This window comes from Brachybacterium sp. J144 (assembly GCF_036321705.1).
In the GTDB taxonomy this organism is placed as follows: domain Bacteria; phylum Actinomycetota; class Actinomycetes; order Actinomycetales; family Dermabacteraceae; genus Brachybacterium.
This window is the reverse complement of the sequence record NZ_JAZDCG010000037.1, coordinates 1-15,622: the sequence shown is the minus strand read 5'-3', so window position 1 is coordinate 15,622 and position 15,622 is coordinate 1. Positions and strand designations below refer to the sequence as shown.

Here is a 15,622-nt window from a genome sequence, read left to right as displayed (position 1 = left end):
CCGGGCGGAGGTTCGCGCGGCGAGCAAGCGGCTCGACCGGCGGGGGCGACGCGGCTTCTTGGGGTGGTGGCGACAGATGCGCGAGCTGCGGGAGGAGTCCCTGGAGTTCCCGACCTCGCGCGGATGGCGAGGTCGAGGCACGGGGCGGACTGTGGCGGTGGAGCCATCAGCGGAGGCCCTGGGCACCACAGTGCAGATCTGCGGCTACTGGCCGTTCGCGGCGGGGTCGGTCTCTCCGCTGGTCGGTGTCCCGCTCGGTCTGCATCTGACGCGGGGCTTCCCGATCTGCGCGGACCCGATCAGCTACTTCCTGGCGGACCTGATCGCGAACCCTTCCCTGTTCATCCTGGGGCGTCCAGGACTGGGGAAGTCCACGGTGATCCGGCGGATCCTCGCGGTGTACGAGGCGTGGGGGTACCTGCCGCTCGTCCTCGGTGATCTGAAGCCGGACCATGTGGACCTGATCCGCGCCCAGCAGGGGCTGGTGGTCGAGGTCGGTCCAGGCCGCAACGCGGTCAACCCGCTGGACCGGGGTCCGCTCACGGGCATGCTGGATCAGCTGCCCGACGAGCTGCGGCGGATGGCGATGGAGGACCTGCGGCAGTTCCAGCGCAGCAGCGCAATGGCACTGCTGCAACAGGCGGGCCGGCGTCCATTGACACCGAACGAAGAGACGATCGTCGCGAGGGCTCTGCGGATCCTTTGGGACGAGCTCGAGGACCGTGAGCCGGTGTTCCCGGACCTCCTGCGCCTGCTGGATGGGGTGCACCCGGACATGGTGAAGGCCGCGGACGCCTACGGCCGAGAAGAGTCGGTGTTCCGGGAGCGGACCCAGCATCTGCGGGACGTGCTGCAGAAGTTGGGTCCGGACGGCCCGTACGGTGATCTGTTCTCCCGGCAGACGACCGTGCCGATCGCGCTGGACCGGCCGTTCGCCTTCGATCTGTCCTCGATCGAACAAAGCGACAAGGACCTGCAGGCCGCGGTCCAGGTGACGTGCTGGGCGTACGGGTCGGCCGCGGTGTCCGCCGCGCGACGCCTCGCCCGGGCGGGCATAATCCCCGAGGTCCATCACGTGCTGGTGATGGACGAGATGTGGCGGATGCTGAAGTCCGACCCGAAGCTCGTGCACTTCGTCGACGACATCTCACGGCTGAACCGGACGATCGGTAACGCGCAGATCATGTGCACGCACACGATGAGCGACCTGAAACTGTCCGCTGTCGAGGACACCGAGGTTGCCTGGGGGCTCGTAGAGCGCGCGGGCATGCTGATTCTCGGGGGCCTCGCCGCGAAGGAGATGGGCAACCTGGCAACGGTGTTCGCCCTGTCCGCCACAGAGGAAGAGATGATCACCTCCTGGTCTAGTGAGGCCACAGTGGACCCGGAGACAGGTCAGGCCGCGGCGCCGCCGGGGATGGGGCACTTCCTGCTGAAGATTGGAAAGAAGCCCGGCACGCCGCTACGGACCGTGCTGACCGCAGTGGAACGCGATGTGAACGACACGAACCGGTCCTGGGCGCAGGCCGCGTCGAGGTTCCGGCAGATGCGAGCCCGCGCGCTGCGGGACGAGGTGAACGAGGACGGGGAGGCGGCGGCATGAAGCGGCCACCGAACCGGCTAACGGAGCCAGGAAGTCTCGGCTCGGCCGGGTTGGTCCTCGCCGGGGTCGTAGTTGGAGCCCTCGGGATCGGGGCGGCCGCGGCCCTCGCGGTCGCTCTGGCGCCGGGCCGCGGCGAGCCGACCGTGCTTGGCCAGGAGGACGGATCGGCGTTCTCTTGGCCAGTCTTCGTGGTTGGAGTGCTGCTGCTGGCCACGCTGCTGATATTGGGGACGATCATTCTGCTGCGGCAGCAGCGGACGTCCTCGCGCTACGACTACAAGGCCCGATTCATGGCGCAGCCCCGGGAACTCGCGGCGATGCATCCTGACCGGCAGAGAGAGACCTCAGCCCGACTGGGTGCGTCGGGAGCGGGCGACGGCGTACCGCTCGGGACGATGGTCCACGGTGGCGTGGAGCTGCTGTCCAGCTTCGAGGAGGTGCGAATTGCGATCATGGGCCCCCGGGCGGGGAAGACCAGCGCGATGGTTGTTCGGGAGGTCCTGGAGACCCACGGACCCGCGATCGTGACCAGCAACAAGCGGGACGTGGTCGACGCGACCCGGGGGCCCCGCTCAGAGCGGGGCCTGGTGCGGGTCCACGACGTGCAAAACCTCGTGGGAGAGCAACCCACCTGGTGGTGGAATCCCCTGTCGTTCATCACGGACGTCGAGAGTGCGGAACGGATCGCCGCGGTCTTCGCCGCATCGAACACGCCGCGCGATGCGAGGGCGGACGCGTACTTCTCGCCGGCGGGACGGCAATACCTCTCCGGCCTGCTGCTGGCGGCAGCCGTGGGCGAGCTGCCGATCACGAAGGTTCTGACATGGATGAGCGACCCCGGCGGGCAGGACCCGGTGGCTCTCCTCCGCGAGGCGGGCTACGTGGATGCCGCCTCGCAGCTGCAGGCCACCGTAGAGCTGACTGAAAAGCAGCGCGACGGCGTAGTGGGCACGGCCGCTCCGTGGGTTTCGTTCCTGCGGAACCCGAAGTACCTACCGTGGATCCAACGCACTGGCCCCGAAGATCCCCGGCCCGAGTTCAACCCGGCGGCCTTCGTCGCATCCCCCTCGGACACCTTGTACCTGGTGTCAAAGGAGGGCGAGGGCAGCGCTCGGGCGATCACCGCGGCCCTGACGATGGCCGTGCTCGATGCAGCAGACAAGCACGGTGCCGCGTCCCCCGGGATGCGGCTGCCCCGCCCGCTGATGGCGTCTCTCGACGAGGCGGCGAACGTCGTGCGAATCCCGGAGCTCCCCGACCTGTACTCGCACTACGGCTCCCGGGGCGTGATCCTCTCGGTGTACCTACAGTCCTGGACGCAGGGCGTCCAGGCCTGGGGCGAGGAGGGCATGAAGAAGATGTGGTCCGCCGCGAACGTGAAGATGGTCGGCCGAGGGGTCAGCGAGGTCCCGTTCCAGCGGGAGCTGCGCGAGCTGATCGGGAACCGCGACGTCCGCTCCGGGTCGGTCTCGGCCGGCAAGGGTGGTCGTTCGACGTCGAGGTCGTTGAAGACCGAGGCGATCTTCGAGGTGTCCGAGCTGGGGGCCCTGCCCGAAGGTCGCGCACTGTTGTTCAGCTCCGGAAACCCCCCGGCGTATGTCAAGCTCACGCCCTGGTGGGAGCAGGACTACGCAGACTCGGTGACCGCGTCGAAGGGCTACTTCGAGAAGGTGGGACCGCAGATATGACCGAAAACCCGACATCGGCGGCCGCTCTGGGCGAGGCGAGTGACCCCAATGACCCAGCTGCGAGGGGGCTGTGGTTCGCGAACGTGCACGACTTCGTGACGAGCTACCTCACGCCGAACTGGATCCGCCGGCTGGATCGGGAGACTCGGTGGTGTCGGCAGTGGTGGCGCCACGCCGAGGCCCACGCCCGACTGGATGCGCTGTGGCGAAGCTTCGAGGCTCACCGGGTTAGCCCGGACGCGAACGCGATGGCGGTCTGGTGGCGCGACTTCGCAGACCCGACCATGGGGTCGCTGACCCGCAGCAAGGGCCCCTTCGAGATGTGCGAGGGCGGCAACGGCGGGGAGCACAAAGACATGAGCACGCACCTGTGGCTCACGGATCCTCCACCTGCGGGCATGTTCACGGACGAGCGGGTCGTGGCCGCGGGCGAGTTCGCCGAGTACGACGAGGGCTCATAGGCGATCCGGGCGCTGCCCGGTCACCGGATCAGCGGCTACGTCCGTGATCGCGGGCGGGGCCGCGTTCCTGGCCGTTCGTGTGCGCCTTGCGCTGCTCTGCGGACTTCTTCTGCGCCGCGCGCGCGACTTGGGTGGCAGCGCTCTGGGAGCGGCCGGGCTGGGTGACCTTGAGGACGCTCGCGGCCTGGGGGTCACGCTGCTCGAGGTCGCCCACGCTCCTCTCGTGCGCGAACTGGCCCAGGCCCGCATGTTCCAGGTCCCCACGCTCGAGAGCGATCGCCGCCTTACCCTCATGCTCGGCGAGATCTCCGGCGAGGTCCTCGGGGGAACGGGCGCCGTAGTCGTTCGGCTGAAGGTCGAGGCCGAGGTCGGCTTCTCTCTCGGCAAGTTCCTCCATCGCGTCCTGGATGGTGGCGCCCTCGGCGATCTCGCGCTGCGCCTCGTTCCACAGTTGCCACTTGGTCATGCGGGCCAGCTCAGATTCAGTGAGGTTGCCCTCCAGCCATGCATCAGCGCGGTCGCGGCCGAACTGCTCGGTGAGGTCGGCCCACTGGTTCGCGACCTCGTCCCCGACGCTCGCGAGGTGTTGGCCGATGCGGTGCAGCCGCTGCTGCTCCGTAAGGTCTGGAATCACCACGATCGAGTCTGGGCGAGGCCCGGCGAGATCGCCGATGGTCTGATCGGACCATCGCTTCAGGGCCTCCGAGTCCAGGATGACCGTCTTGGCCTTCGCGGACTGCATCTCCTCGTTGAGGTCGCCGCTCTTGAAGCGGAGAACCATGGTGTGGGGGTCCTCGCCGAGGAGCTGGGAGATGGTCTGATCTGCCATTCGCTCGAGCTCCGCGGCATCCAGCGTGCGGGGCATCTCCCCGGCCGACGTCGCCTGAGTCTCCGGGCCGGCGGCTTCCAGCTGCTCTAGCTGTTCGCCGTACCTGTCCGCCGCGTCCGCGGCACGGGCGGCATCCATCCACCGTTGCTGTGTCGGGCTCGGAGTGCCTTCCGGAGCCGGAACCCGATCGAGGTCGCCCTGACTGAGGTTGGAGTCCACAAACTCGGCCACGTTCTCGTGGCGCGCGGTCAGGTGATCGCTGAGCTGGTCGTGCGCAACCTTCGCCAGTGGATCCGTCTGCGCGTAGGCCTCGGCGTACACGTAGGCGGTGGCGATCTCGCTGTCGCTGGCGCGCTCGCGCCACTGCGGGTCCAGCCCTTGCGCCGCGATCGTCCGAGCGGCGTCGCGCTGCGCCTGCTGGCGATCGCGCAGCGCCTCGGCTGCCTCGCGTTGGCCGTCAGCCTCGCGGCGCCGCTGTTCCTCTCTGCGGCGCTGGATAATCTCCATCAGTCGCATGCCCGTCGCGGACATCCCACGCATCACGCGAGAGTGGTCTCCGACGATGTCGTCTTCGGCTTCGGTCATGATGTTCCCCTTATCTCTCCGGTCCGGCCTCACGGTCGGACCTGGTCTGTGGCGGGTTCTTCACGGTTCTCGGGACGGTGGCACTGAGGGGCCGGCGCGGCGGCGGCGGTGGAGATTTCGCCTCTGCTCGGGACGGCCGCTCTGCTTCTTGGAGGTCTCGGATCACTCGCGCTACCGGGTCGCCGTTGACGACCGACCAGCTAGCAGGCAGGGTCTCGCGCTTGTGCATCGCCTCAAGAATCGAGTGCTCAGCGCGCAGACTCACCGAGGCGTGTCCCAGCTCTTGCCGAGCCTTCACGAGGTCCCGCTCCGCATCGGCAGCCCGTGCGATCGCATCGACCAGCTGAAGCATCTGCATCATCAGCGCCAGTCGGGCGGCGGTGTCGTTCTTGCTCGCGGCCTGCGTCACGGTCACCATCGTCTGGGCGGCGCCGGCCACCACTTCGCGGGGGCTGGAGCGCTGCGGCTGCGCGGCCTTCAGCAGGGCATCGGAGGCACGCGCCAGATACTTGTCCTGCGGTGCTTCGGCATTCACCGACCAGGCACCCAGAACGGTCGATGCCTCTCGAGCTGCTCGGCGCCAGCGCACGTCCGTACCCTCGGTCACCAGCTCCTTACGCAGAGCGCTGATCTGGTCCACGACCGGGAGGCGGAAGGCGCTGCCGGCTGGCCGCGACGTGCGCTCATGCCACACGTCGATCGCCTCGAGACGCGAGCGGAGTCCCCAGCCGTACCGAGCACGCAGCTCCTCGAGCCCCAGTGACTTGTCCATCTTCGAGGGTGAGTAGAAGATGCCGCCCTTCGAATCACGCACCTTGACGCTGTATCCATCCGGGGAGGCCCGCCGTGCCGTTCCACGCCGCGGCAAGACCACTAGGCCTGCAGCACGCGCAGTCCTCACGAAGTCGGCCTCGCTTTTCGCAACGAAGGCGGCACCTTCAAGAATCCGCCGCGCGACGCGGCGATCGGGTTCACGGTTCTGTGCTCGTGCACGCTCCCACTCGGGACGCGACAGATTGCCGATACCGGAAGTCATCTCGTTGTCGAACGTGACTTCGAGAGAGTGCTTGGCCGCGATGCGGGCTGCGGCTTGCGCAGTGCGCCGCTTCGACTGGCGGTCGTTCCAGCGCCGACCATCGGAGCGCACGAGGTTCACGGAAATGTGGAGGTGGTCGTTCCCGTCGCGTGACGCGCCGTGGTGCACTGCGAGCCACGAGCAGTCCCCACCGTTCTTGGAATCGACGAAGTCCATCTGCTCCACGAACTCACGCGCGAGCTCGGCCCACTTCGCGTCGGGCAGCGTTCCCTCTCGCTCGCTAAGCGAGAGCACGGCGTGGAACACGCGGTCCGCCCTGGCGGCTCCCCGGGCCTGCTCTCCCTCGGTCGGGATCAACGGCAGTCCGCGCTCGCGTCGCACTCGACGCCATGCCTCATCGAACTCCTGCGCCAGGGCGGAACGGGCCTGCGCATCGCCTCGGAGGTCGACTCCGCCAAAGCCAGCCATGATCATCGGTGATCCGGCTATCAGTCGCTGGTCGCTGTGCTCGTTGTGTCGTCCCGGGCCGAAGAGATAGGACACCAAAGAGCCTGGCCCTGTTCCCACCGCGATGTGCTTACCGATCATCGTCGCCGCCAATCTGGACAGCGATCGCGTCGACGCGATCGAGCACAGAGCGAACGCTGTCGAGAGCAGCGCGAACGTCTTCTTCCCTGACGGGCTCGTTCGCGCCCCGCGCGAAGGAGTTCGCCTGGTGGGCCAGCTGGTTCACGTTGTTCGCGACCGTACCGAGTTGAAAGCGGGTCCGCGATAGCGCCTCAAGCAACTGCTCGTACCGAGCAGCCGCATCCGTACCGCCCGTCAGTACTGCACGCATCAGGACAGCGGGCTTGGACACTCCCTGCGCTTCCGACAGCGCCTCCAAGAAGGCGAACTCCGCATCGGTCAGCTTCACCACGACCCGCCGGGTTCGTGGCTCGTCGGCGTTCGCTCGACGCATCCCGCGTCTCGCGACAGCGAACGAATCTCCCGCCACAGCGGACTCCTATCGGCCTAGTGCAACGGATCACCAACGGTGAGCGCTCCCACCAGTGTGGTGGGAACCGAGCGCGCAGCGCAAGGGCAAGATCGCGTTAGGGCACCTAACGTCCCATCTTGCTCCGGCTGTTCATGCCCGTAGGGGGCTTGAAGGGTGACGTGCGCGCGGGTAGCGTGGGGGCATGAGCGAGGCACATCACACCCCGGACCAGGAGTCGCACCCGATCGATGAGAAGGTGCTCTCCCTGATGGACCAGCGCCTCGGAACGGCGCGAGACCTAGCAGACCGCGCGAGCGCGCTGCACGAGGCGCGGGCGTCGCTCGAGGAGGCACAGCGCGAGTACGCCGCGTCGTTCAAGCGGGCGGAGAAGGCCGGCTGGGATCGCAAGGAGCTGACCGGTCACCTCGCATTCGAGGAGCCCGGTCGAGCACCGCGGCGCCGTCCGTCGGCGCGGACGAAGAACGCCGAGGACGATCAGAGCGATGAGAGTGGGGCGGCGACTCCGTGAGGGGTTGACCGTCTTCCTGATGCTCGAGTGTCTGTGTCCCTCGGCTCCCGTCAAGGGCGCTCCGCGCCACCCCTGACAGGATCCGAGGGACACAGGGGTGGCATCTATCAGGAAGAAGGCCGCAGAAGAAGCGGCACTGGACGAAGGGGAACCATCATGACCGAGCCGATGAACAACGAGTCCGCTGAGGCTTCCCGCGCGGAGGCGCGGCTGGAGGAGCTCGAGAACATGGAGAGGAACCTGCAGCGGGGGATGGCGCTGCAGTTCGCTCAGGAGTGGGCGAAGGACGAGCGCGCGTCGGAGCTCGGCGTGGAGGGGTCGCTCACGGGGGTTCGTGCACAGGTGCGACTCAGCCGGCCGCTCGAGGACGGCGCGGAGGTCCCGCCGGTCATCTTCGAGGCGGGGGCCGGCGCCGAGTCCGGGCAGCTGTACGGCGCGTACGGGGAAGGGATCGGCGCTGACATAGCGGCTGAGAGGCTCGGCATCAGCGCGGAAGACCTCGACCACATGCTCGACCGTGCAGGCGCTCTGGTCGGCAGGGAGGAGCAGACGTTCGTCGCCTTGAGCGGAGTGCGCGAGGAGCACGAGCGGCTGACGACGGAGAGTGCGAGCGGCGTCTCCGCGCCGAGCACAGAGGCGACGAGCGACGGCCCGGAGTGGGCGACGAACTCTCTGGACGAGGTCATCGATCCCGCCCGCGTTGCCTCTGACTGGGTGCAGTCCACGACGATGGTGCGCGCGTATCTCGATGTCGATCGCCCAGATCGCGTGCGCGAGTGGATCGAGATGCTGGATGAGAACCTCTCCGCCTTCGCCGAGGGCGAGATGCCGCCGGGGAGCGACGAGCTCGAGAGCGTCTACCACGATGCCATCGCTCGCGCGGCGATCCCCTACGGGGAAGCCCCGATCTCACCCGAGGAGGTCCGCCGGCAGCTCGGCAACATCTCTCGGATCGTGCCGGAGTTCGACCTTGAGAGCATCCGGGCGTCGACGGGCATCTCGCCCCTGGATCAGGGGGTGGTGACCCGTGCGCTCGAGAAGGAGGCGGCCCTCCCGACGGGAATGGAGGAGGTTGCGGAGGCGCGTCTGAGCGTGCGTCGCGCGATGGCGAGCATCACCGAGGACACGGAGGCCGCACGGGAGTTCCTCGGTAGCGCTAACCAGACCCTCACCCAGGCGCTCGAGGGGATGCGACCGGACCAGGGGCGCGAGAGCGTGGTCGCGGCCCAGGAGTCCGTGCAGCAGGCGAGCGAGAAGGTCGCCGCCGTCGCGGAGACCGCCGCGAAGGTCGATGCGGAGGTCACGGTCTACACCACCGACGGCTGCCCCGGGTGCTACGCGACCAAGCGTGCCCTGGACAAGGCCGGCGTCGAGTACGACGAGATCCCGCTGAAGGATCACCCCGAGCTGCTCGCGCAGTTCAAGCGGCAGCTCGGCAAGGAGGGAGAGAAGATCACCGCCCCCGTGGTGCAGACGAGGGACGGTGACCTCTGGTCCGGGTACCAGCCCAACAAGTTGAGGGAACACGGCCTGGATCACCGCACCAGGCAGCAGCGCTCCGGCGACACGGGTAGGGAGACGGGCCAGGGCCGATGAACATGGAGCAGCCGTTCCTCGAATTGCCTCTCGGTGACTCCGGCTTCACGGCCCGCAGCACGCTGTAGGACTTCGAGGCCGTGCTTGCCGGGGTCGGGAGCTTCGTCGCGAACACGATCGCCTGAGCTGGCGCATCAACGTACCCCCGCAGGACGCCCCTAGAGGGGTGGTGCTTCGCGGAGCGAAGGCCGCTCGGCACTGCCGAAGGCGTGCCGCCGGATTCCTCGGCGAAGCCTCGAGGAATCACGGGCAGCCCGCGGAGCGGTCCGATTCCGCTGCTCGCGCTGCCGGAAGCTCCCCGCCGGCCTCGAGCATGTCGTACAGCGCGACGAACTCGCGCCACTCCCCCTCGCTGCCGGCCGGGACGTCTGCGGGGAGCTCGTCGCCGATCTGATCGGGATCGAGCCTCGCCAGCAGCGCTTCCTCACGCCATAGCTCGCGGCAGGCGAGAGTCTCCTCGGCATCCTGGATGTGGGCGTAGTCAGGATCGTTGGCGTTCATGGCAGCTCCGCTCTGTAAATGGTGACTGCCAGGATCGCCTGCCGTGCGATCCGGTCGTCCAGGGCCGGCGCCGGACTGTGGACAACTTCCGGCCCTGACTGCGGAGCGGGAGGGAGCGACACTCGCCACCCCCTCCCGCTTCACTCATCGACTGTGCCGCCCGCCGCGCCCCCGACGGACCCGGCCTCGCTCCGCCTCGAGCAGCCGCAGCACGGCCGTCCCGAGATTCAGCACCGCCGTCACCAGTGCCACCGCCACAACCAGCGCCTCTGCGATCTCCCCGCTCACCTCCTCCCCCCTGAGGGGGAGCCACCCTACCGTCGGCGACCCACACGCCACGCCGTCTCGGCCGAGGTGAGGTCCGGCTCTACCTCGCCAGCTCGCGGGACAGCACGGCGTCAACCCACCGGGCCGAGCTGCCTTCTTCCCTCAGACGTGAAGCAGGCCAGCACCGCCACCACCTCGAGAACAGGGCGCCCTAGAGCAATCTCAACTCCCCCATCCACTCCCCCTCGGGACCACAGACCCCGGACCGAGCTGGAGCCGCCGGCCGATCCTTGAGAGTCGGGGACGCGCCCGTGGGGTACGGCACCCCGCACGCCCCACCTCCTTCGATCACGGATCTCTCTGCGCTGGGACGCGCCGTTGCGCTGCTACTGCGCGCCGCGGGCCGGTTCTGCAGCCGTAGCCCTCCATTGGACCGAGCCCTGCCGGCCCCAGGCAGCCAAGTGCGATGCGTCGGCCGCACGTGCGGCACTCCCAGGTGCGGTGGCCCGGGGCGTGTGTGTCGGTGCGACACGAGCAGGCCGCCCAGCCGATCAGGAACCGCTCACTCCCACAGGCGCACTTTGCCGGCTGCTCTTCCGCCCACCCGTGGGCGCCGCGGAGCAGTGGCGGGACCACCCGCGACCCTTCGTACTCCGTCAGGCGTTCAGTCATGGCAATGACCCTAAGCAGCGGGTGCGACAAGCGCGGCGGCCACACTGCTCGTTCGGCAGATCAGGGGCACGCCGAGGTCGCGCTCCACGCTCTCCAACGGAAGGGGCTGGGCACGCGCCTGCCGTACCCGACTCGTCGCCACAGCGCACCAGCACCATCGCACCTCCCAGCGACCGCGGGAGTCGTTGTCGCGCTGGAAGCCGTCGAGTGTGACAGCATGCCAGCGAGACAGCGCGGGTGCGCGACGAGTGCACGTCCTCCCTATCCGAACAGCTTCCCCTGATCGATGAGCTCAACGCCGCGCTGCGCCGAGATGTACGGGGCCAGGGCGGTCGGGAGGTTAGGCCGGCGGCCCGCCATGAGGTCACGCACGGAGATGTGCTGGAGGACGGGGAAGTCCTGGCCGTTGGCGGGATGAGTCCACACGCCGGAGGTGTTGATGACCTCCTGCGCGCCGCGGGTCAGGGAGTCGTTGAGGGTGATGAGCACGCCGAGCTGCGCGTCGCGGGCGTTGTGGACGGTGCCGGCAAGGTCGCGCACGTGGGTGGGGGGCACGTTCTTCCCTCCCTTGACCGAGACGAGGGCCTTGCCGACGCTCTGCGAGTCGATGATGAAGCGGCGGACGCCGTCGATGCCCTTGTCGCCGACTTGCTTCTCGTTCGGCTGCGCGTGGAGCATGGAGACGGCCCAGCGCTCGAAGTCGAACGGGGACTTCTCGAACAGCCGCTGCGCGGATTGCATGTCGTAGGGGATGCCATCGACCTCGACGTCATCCATCACGGACTGCCCGAAGGTGGCCTGCAGTCGCTTGATGATGAGGTCGATCGAGATGTACGTGATGTCGATACCAACCCACGATCGACCAAGCTTCTGGGCGGCATCCACGGTCGTTCCGCACCCGCAGAACGGATCGAGGATCACGGCCCCCGGTTCTGTCGTGAGCTTGATGATGCGCTCCAGCAGGGCGAGCGGCTTCTGCGTGGGATACCCCAGCCGCTCGGCTGCTTGGCTGTTCAGCGGCCAAATATCTGTCCACACATCACCCAGCGGTAGTCCCCGCTGCTCGTCCAGGTACCGCTTCACCCGAGGGACACGTCCCGGCGCCGTCTGGACCACGATGCCGTCCTCGTAGCCCTTCTGCATGCGCTCCTTGGTCCACCGCCACACTCTCGTCACGCCGAGGAACTCGTAGGTCAGGTTCGGGCGGTTGGCATTGGGGTTGATGAGGTTGTCCAGCTGATACCGGCGGCCTGTTCCCGGCTCGATGTGGGAGTACTTCTTCGCTGTCTTCTCCGGGAGAGCATCGAGGTCGTAAGGAACGAACGCCTCATCGCTGTTCCAGATCGCATGGTCGGACTTGGCGTAGTACAGGATGACGTCGTGGTTGTTGGCCAGACGTACAGTTTGCAGAGCCTTCGCCCCGGTGCGCTGCCAGACGATCTCATTGCGGCTGTTGACCGCACCGAAGATCGAGTCAAGCAGAACCTTCAAGTAGTGGCTCATCGTGGGATCGCAGTGTAGGAACAGCGATCCCGTGGGCTTGAGTGCGCGGTGGAGCTCCACCAGCCGCGGCGCCATCATCACGAGGTACGCCATGGCATCGTTCTCGCCAAGTAGGGTCCGGAACGCCTGCATGGCATCCGCGACAGAAGTGGGAGCCTCGATCAAGATGTCGCGGTAGAGCCGATCCGTCTCGGGGGTCCAGTGCCAGGTGTCATCGAAGGCCTGGATCTGCGCGTTCGCGTCGGCATCCCGCTTGACGTGCTCACCGAAGATGACGGAGTACGACCTATTCGAGTTGAACGGGGGGTCGAGGTAGACGAGGTCGACCGACTCGGTCGCGATGTGCTCGCGGAGCACTGGAAGGTTGTCGCCGTAGAACAGTCGATTCGTCGCCACCCGGCCAGTATCTCGAAATTCCTCCCCCCCTACACCGTAAGCGGGAGGGCCGGCTGCTCAAGATAGGAATACAGCGTGCTTCGACTGATGTCGTACTCACGCGCCAGTTGGGCTTTGGGGACACCATCGAGGGCCCGAGTGCGCAGCTCCTTGATCTGCTCGCTGGACAGCTTGCGCGCGCGGCCGCGGTACTTGCCGGGGATCTGCTTCGCGAGAGCGATCCCCTCTGCCTGTCGCTCACGGAGCATCTCGCGCTCGGACTGCGCGACGGCCGTGATGATGTGCAGGATGAGGCGCGTGGTGAGGTCACCCCCGTCCGGCCGGATCGTGAGGCCCTGGGATATGAACTCGACCGTGACGCCCTTCCGCTCGAGCTCCTCCATGATCTCGAGCATGTCCCGGAGCGAGCGGGCGAGGCGGTCGATCGAGGAGACGACGAGAGTGTCGCCCTCGCGCACGTAGTCGAGGGCCTCGCGGAGCTGAGGGCGCTCGGAGGCGGTGGCGGCGGACTGGTACTCGCGGTAGGTCTTGTCGGCGGCGCCGACGGCCTCGAGTTGCCGATCGAGGTTCTGGCCAGCGGAGGACACTCGGACGTAGGCGACGCGCTGCGTGGTGGGCATAGGGCGATTCTGTCCTACAAGGGTGGGCGGCTCAGGTAGGTAAGCAGATGTGTCCGGAAAGTGGCCGTCGGGGACTCTATCCGGAACCGTCCGGCCTACAGGCAGAGGGTGTTCGGTTGGGGTATACCCCAACGGAGCATCACTCTCGTGGTCACCGGCTTGTGGCTTGCGCCAGTGAGTGACGGGAGTCCTTCGCCGCTCGATGGCGGTCTCCGCTCTCGGGCGATGGGAATTGGCCGGGCGACTCGCGTCCCGGGCGAGGATCGGACAACCGGAGGGCCTCCCGGATAGATTCCCGCCGGTCATACTGAAGCCGTGCCCATTGACATGCGAGCAGTGCTCCACCGCGTGGTGGATGAGATCTTCGACGAATGCACGTTCGTCAGGGAGGAAGACGACCATGAAGCCCCTTATGCCTACGGCATGCGGTTGAGCAACCGCACAGCTTCTAGCGACCAGAAACGCCATGCCTCCCTGGCGGCGAGTCACGAGTGGTTCGAGGCGCACGTCATTGACTTGGGCGTGAGCCGCAGAAACTTTGACTATGGCGAGGACGAGGCGGACAAAGAAGCAGAACTACGGGACCTCGCCCACCTTGTGCGCGCCTACCTGCAGGGCGAAGGCGAGGTAACGTATCGACCCAGCCTCTTCCGCCGACGTCCAATGCCCACGCTGAAAGTCGAGACGAACGGTGTTCGCTGGCGCCTCGGTCGAAGCGTGAGCTCGCAAGAGGAACTGCCGGACTCCCCGTAAGAGGATCCCTTATCTGCCACCGTTCGCCTCCAGCGCATCAGCCCCGATCGCTGTCAAGTGCCGCAAGCGATCGTTTATGGCGCAGTGACTATAGGGCCGTGACTGACCCTCCCGCCAGGTCGGTCAGCCAGGTGCCCAGTTCGTCATCGAGTTCTTGAACTGCGAGCCCCGGGACGTTCTTCAGTGGAGATTCGACCGCGGCGAGCTCAAGCGCATGGGCTGCCCACTCCGCAGCCGCTGTCGCATCTCCGGTGGCCTCGTTCCATCGAGCACGAGCAACCGCCGCCTCGAAGAGCTGCACGGAGAAGTCACCGGCACCTCTGGCATCCCACGAGTCGAGATGTTCGCGAGCTTCGCTGGGCTGACCCCGTGATGTAGGTCCAGTCGTTGTGTGAGTCCTCTTGATGCTCGCTGCTGCGGGCAGGAAGACTGGTCTCATCATGACGAACACGAGGAAGCGGCACACGCCTGAGCAGGTCGTGCGCAAGCTCGGACAGGCCGACCGGATGCTGGCCGATGGCGCGGACGTCGCGGCGGTGTGCCGCGAGCTGGGCGTGTCGGAACAGACGTACTACCGGTGGCGCAACCAGTACGGCGGGCTCAAGGCCGACGACGCCAAGCGCCTCAAGGAGCTCGAGAAGCAGAACGCCACCCTCAAGCGTCTGCTCGCTGAAGCAGAGCTGGAGAAGGCGGCGCTGAAGGAGCTGGCAGAGGGAAACTTCTAGGCCCGGGCAGGAGGCGCGCCGCCGTCGCTCACCTCATCGCGAAGATGCGGGTGAGCGAGCGGATGGCGTGCCGGCTGACCGGGCTATCCAGGTCCGCCTACCGGCGCACCCTCAAGGCCGATACCGTCGCCGACCCCGACGCCGCCTTGCGTGAATGGCTGCGCGGTTACGCGAAGAAGCACCCCCGCTGGGGCTACCGGCGCGCGTACCACGACGCCCGCGGCGAGGGCTGGCAGGTCAACCACAAGAAGATCCAGCGGCTATGGCGCGAGGAAGGCCTACGCGTGCCCCAGCAACGTCGCCGTAAGCGCATCGGCTCCTCGACCGCGGACGCCCCCAAGGCGTGCGCCCCGAACGTGGTGTGGGCCATCGACTTCCAGTTCGACGTCGACGAGGCCGGGCGTCCGATCAAGATCGCGTCGATCGTGGACGAGCACACCCGGGTCTGCCTCGGCGGCCTCGTGGAACGCTCCATCACCGCCGACCGTCTCACCGACCATCTCGACGACCTCGTCAAGCTGCACGGCCCGCCCGCGGTCCTCAGAAGCGACAACGGGCCCGAGTTCATCAGCCAGGCGATCGCCGACTGGGCCGGCACCCGCACCGGCTTGTCGTACATCCCGCCCGGCTCGCCGTGGCTCAACGGCTACGTCGAGTCGTTCAACTCCCGCCTGCGCGACGAGTGCTTGAACATCAACAGCTTCTACTCACTGCTGCACGCCCAGGTCGTCATCGGCGACTGGAAAGTCGAGTACAACACCGTGCGACGCCACTCGGCGCTGGGCTACCTCACCCCGGCCGACTATGCTCGCCACTGCACCCACGAAATGGAACCCGACGACTCACACAGAGACCGGACCTAACAACGGGGGCGGCCCA

At 67.3% G+C, this 15,622-nt stretch carries 13 protein-coding genes; 7 read left to right on the top strand and 6 right to left on the bottom strand.

Annotation, left to right across the window (positions count from 1 at the left end):
* Positions 1-76: 76 nt before the first annotated feature.
* The 3 genes from V1260_RS15385 to V1260_RS15375 are packed head-to-tail and all read left to right on the top strand — an operon-like array spanning position 77 to position 3,752.
* Complete coding sequence (locus tag V1260_RS15385; protein WP_329747695.1) at positions 77-1,603, top strand: hypothetical protein; 1,527 nt, start codon at positions 77-79, stop codon at positions 1,601-1,603.
* Entirely contained in the window at positions 1,600-3,291 is a 1,692-nt protein-coding gene (locus tag V1260_RS15380; RefSeq protein WP_329747694.1) for a type IV secretory system conjugative DNA transfer family protein, read from the top strand. Before V1260_RS15385 ends, V1260_RS15380 begins: the two co-directional genes overlap by 4 nt.
* Positions 3,288-3,752, top strand: coding sequence for a DUF4913 domain-containing protein (locus tag V1260_RS15375; RefSeq protein ID WP_329747693.1), 465 nt, complete (start codon positions 3,288-3,290; stop codon positions 3,750-3,752). The genes V1260_RS15380 and V1260_RS15375 overlap by 4 nt, the downstream gene beginning before the upstream one ends.
* Before the next feature lie 28 nt (positions 3,753-3,780).
* Here V1260_RS15375 and V1260_RS15370 read toward each other — a convergent pair whose 3' ends face one another.
* From V1260_RS15370 to mobC, 3 genes are read right to left on the bottom strand one after another with little or no spacing between them, the layout of a single operon-like run.
* Entirely contained in the window at positions 3,781-5,166 is a 1,386-nt protein-coding gene (locus tag V1260_RS15370; RefSeq protein WP_329747692.1) for a hypothetical protein, read from the bottom strand.
* Positions 5,167-5,176: 10 nt separating this feature from the next.
* Positions 5,177-6,790 carry a relaxase/mobilization nuclease domain-containing protein gene (locus tag V1260_RS15365; RefSeq protein ID WP_329747691.1) on the bottom strand — a complete coding sequence of 538 codons (1,614 nt, stop codon included), beginning with the start codon at positions 6,788-6,790 and terminating at the stop codon, positions 5,177-5,179.
* On the bottom strand, positions 6,780-7,121 hold the full coding sequence (gene mobC / locus V1260_RS15360; RefSeq protein WP_329747690.1) for a plasmid mobilization relaxosome protein MobC: 342 nt from the start codon (positions 7,119-7,121) through the stop codon (positions 6,780-6,782). The genes V1260_RS15365 and mobC overlap by 11 nt, the downstream gene beginning before the upstream one ends.
* Before the next feature lie 262 nt (positions 7,122-7,383).
* Here mobC and V1260_RS15355 point away from each other — a divergent pair, with 262 nt between their 5' ends.
* On the top strand, positions 7,384-7,710 hold the full coding sequence (locus V1260_RS15355; RefSeq protein WP_329747689.1) for a hypothetical protein: 327 nt from the start codon (positions 7,384-7,386) through the stop codon (positions 7,708-7,710).
* Positions 7,711-7,866: 156 nt separating this feature from the next.
* Positions 7,867-9,306, top strand: a complete 1,440-nt coding sequence (locus V1260_RS15350; RefSeq protein WP_329747688.1) for a glutaredoxin family protein — start codon at positions 7,867-7,869, stop codon at positions 9,304-9,306.
* A gap of 243 nt (positions 9,307-9,549) precedes the next feature.
* Here V1260_RS15350 and V1260_RS15345 read toward each other — a convergent pair whose 3' ends face one another.
* The 3 genes from V1260_RS15345 to V1260_RS15335 all read right to left on the bottom strand — a co-directional run bounded on the left by V1260_RS15345 (position 9,550) and on the right by V1260_RS15335 (position 13,265).
* Positions 9,550-9,807 (bottom strand): hypothetical protein, encoded by a 258-nt coding sequence (locus tag V1260_RS15345; RefSeq protein ID WP_329747687.1) that lies wholly within the window; start codon positions 9,805-9,807, stop codon positions 9,550-9,552.
* A 1,200-nt stretch (positions 9,808-11,007) separates the two neighbouring features.
* Positions 11,008-12,645: a DNA methyltransferase gene (locus tag V1260_RS15340; protein WP_329747686.1), complete on the bottom strand. Its 1,638-nt coding sequence runs from the start codon at positions 12,643-12,645 to the stop codon at positions 11,008-11,010.
* Between the two features lie 29 nt (positions 12,646-12,674).
* Complete coding sequence (locus tag V1260_RS15335) at positions 12,675-13,265, bottom strand: recombinase family protein (RefSeq protein WP_329747685.1); 591 nt, start codon at positions 13,263-13,265, stop codon at positions 12,675-12,677.
* Between the two features lie 315 nt (positions 13,266-13,580).
* On the opposite strand from V1260_RS15335, the gene V1260_RS15330 reads away from it, so the two are divergent.
* Together V1260_RS15330 and V1260_RS15325 are read left to right on the top strand one after the other, a co-directional pair.
* Positions 13,581-14,018: a hypothetical protein gene (locus tag V1260_RS15330; protein ID WP_329747684.1), complete on the top strand. Its 438-nt coding sequence runs from the start codon at positions 13,581-13,583 to the stop codon at positions 14,016-14,018.
* A 440-nt stretch (positions 14,019-14,458) separates the two neighbouring features.
* Positions 14,459-15,606, top strand: a protein-coding gene (locus V1260_RS15325; protein WP_329747683.1) for an IS3 family transposase whose coding sequence is annotated in 2 segments (ribosomal slippage) — positions 14,459-14,729 and positions 14,729-15,606 — 1,149 coding nt in all. Because the reading frame shifts where the segments join, the coding sequence is not laid out codon by codon here.
* Positions 15,607-15,622 lie beyond the last annotated feature (16 nt).

Excerpts from the sequence above, each read along its gene's own strand:
- V1260_RS15385 (WP_329747695.1), top strand. The coding sequence starts at position 77 with ATGCGCGAGCTGCGGGAGGAGTCCCTGGAGTTCCCGACCTCGCGCGGA.
- V1260_RS15380 (WP_329747694.1), top strand. The coding sequence starts at position 1,600 with ATGAAGCGGCCACCGAACCGGCTAACGGAGCCAGGAAGTCTCGGCTCG.
- V1260_RS15375 (WP_329747693.1), top strand. The coding sequence starts at position 3,288 with ATGACCGAAAACCCGACATCGGCGGCCGCTCTGGGCGAGGCGAGTGAC.
- V1260_RS15370 (WP_329747692.1), bottom strand. The coding sequence starts at position 5,166 with ATGACCGAAGCCGAAGACGACATCGTCGGAGACCACTCTCGCGTGATG.
- V1260_RS15365 (WP_329747691.1), bottom strand. The coding sequence starts at position 6,790 with ATGATCGGTAAGCACATCGCGGTGGGAACAGGGCCAGGCTCTTTGGTG.
- V1260_RS15355 (WP_329747689.1), top strand. The coding sequence starts at position 7,384 with ATGAGCGAGGCACATCACACCCCGGACCAGGAGTCGCACCCGATCGAT.
- V1260_RS15350 (WP_329747688.1), top strand. The coding sequence starts at position 7,867 with ATGACCGAGCCGATGAACAACGAGTCCGCTGAGGCTTCCCGCGCGGAG.
- V1260_RS15345 (WP_329747687.1), bottom strand. The coding sequence starts at position 9,807 with ATGAACGCCAACGATCCTGACTACGCCCACATCCAGGATGCCGAGGAG.
- V1260_RS15335 (WP_329747685.1), bottom strand. The coding sequence starts at position 13,265 with ATGCCCACCACGCAGCGCGTCGCCTACGTCCGAGTGTCCTCCGCTGGC.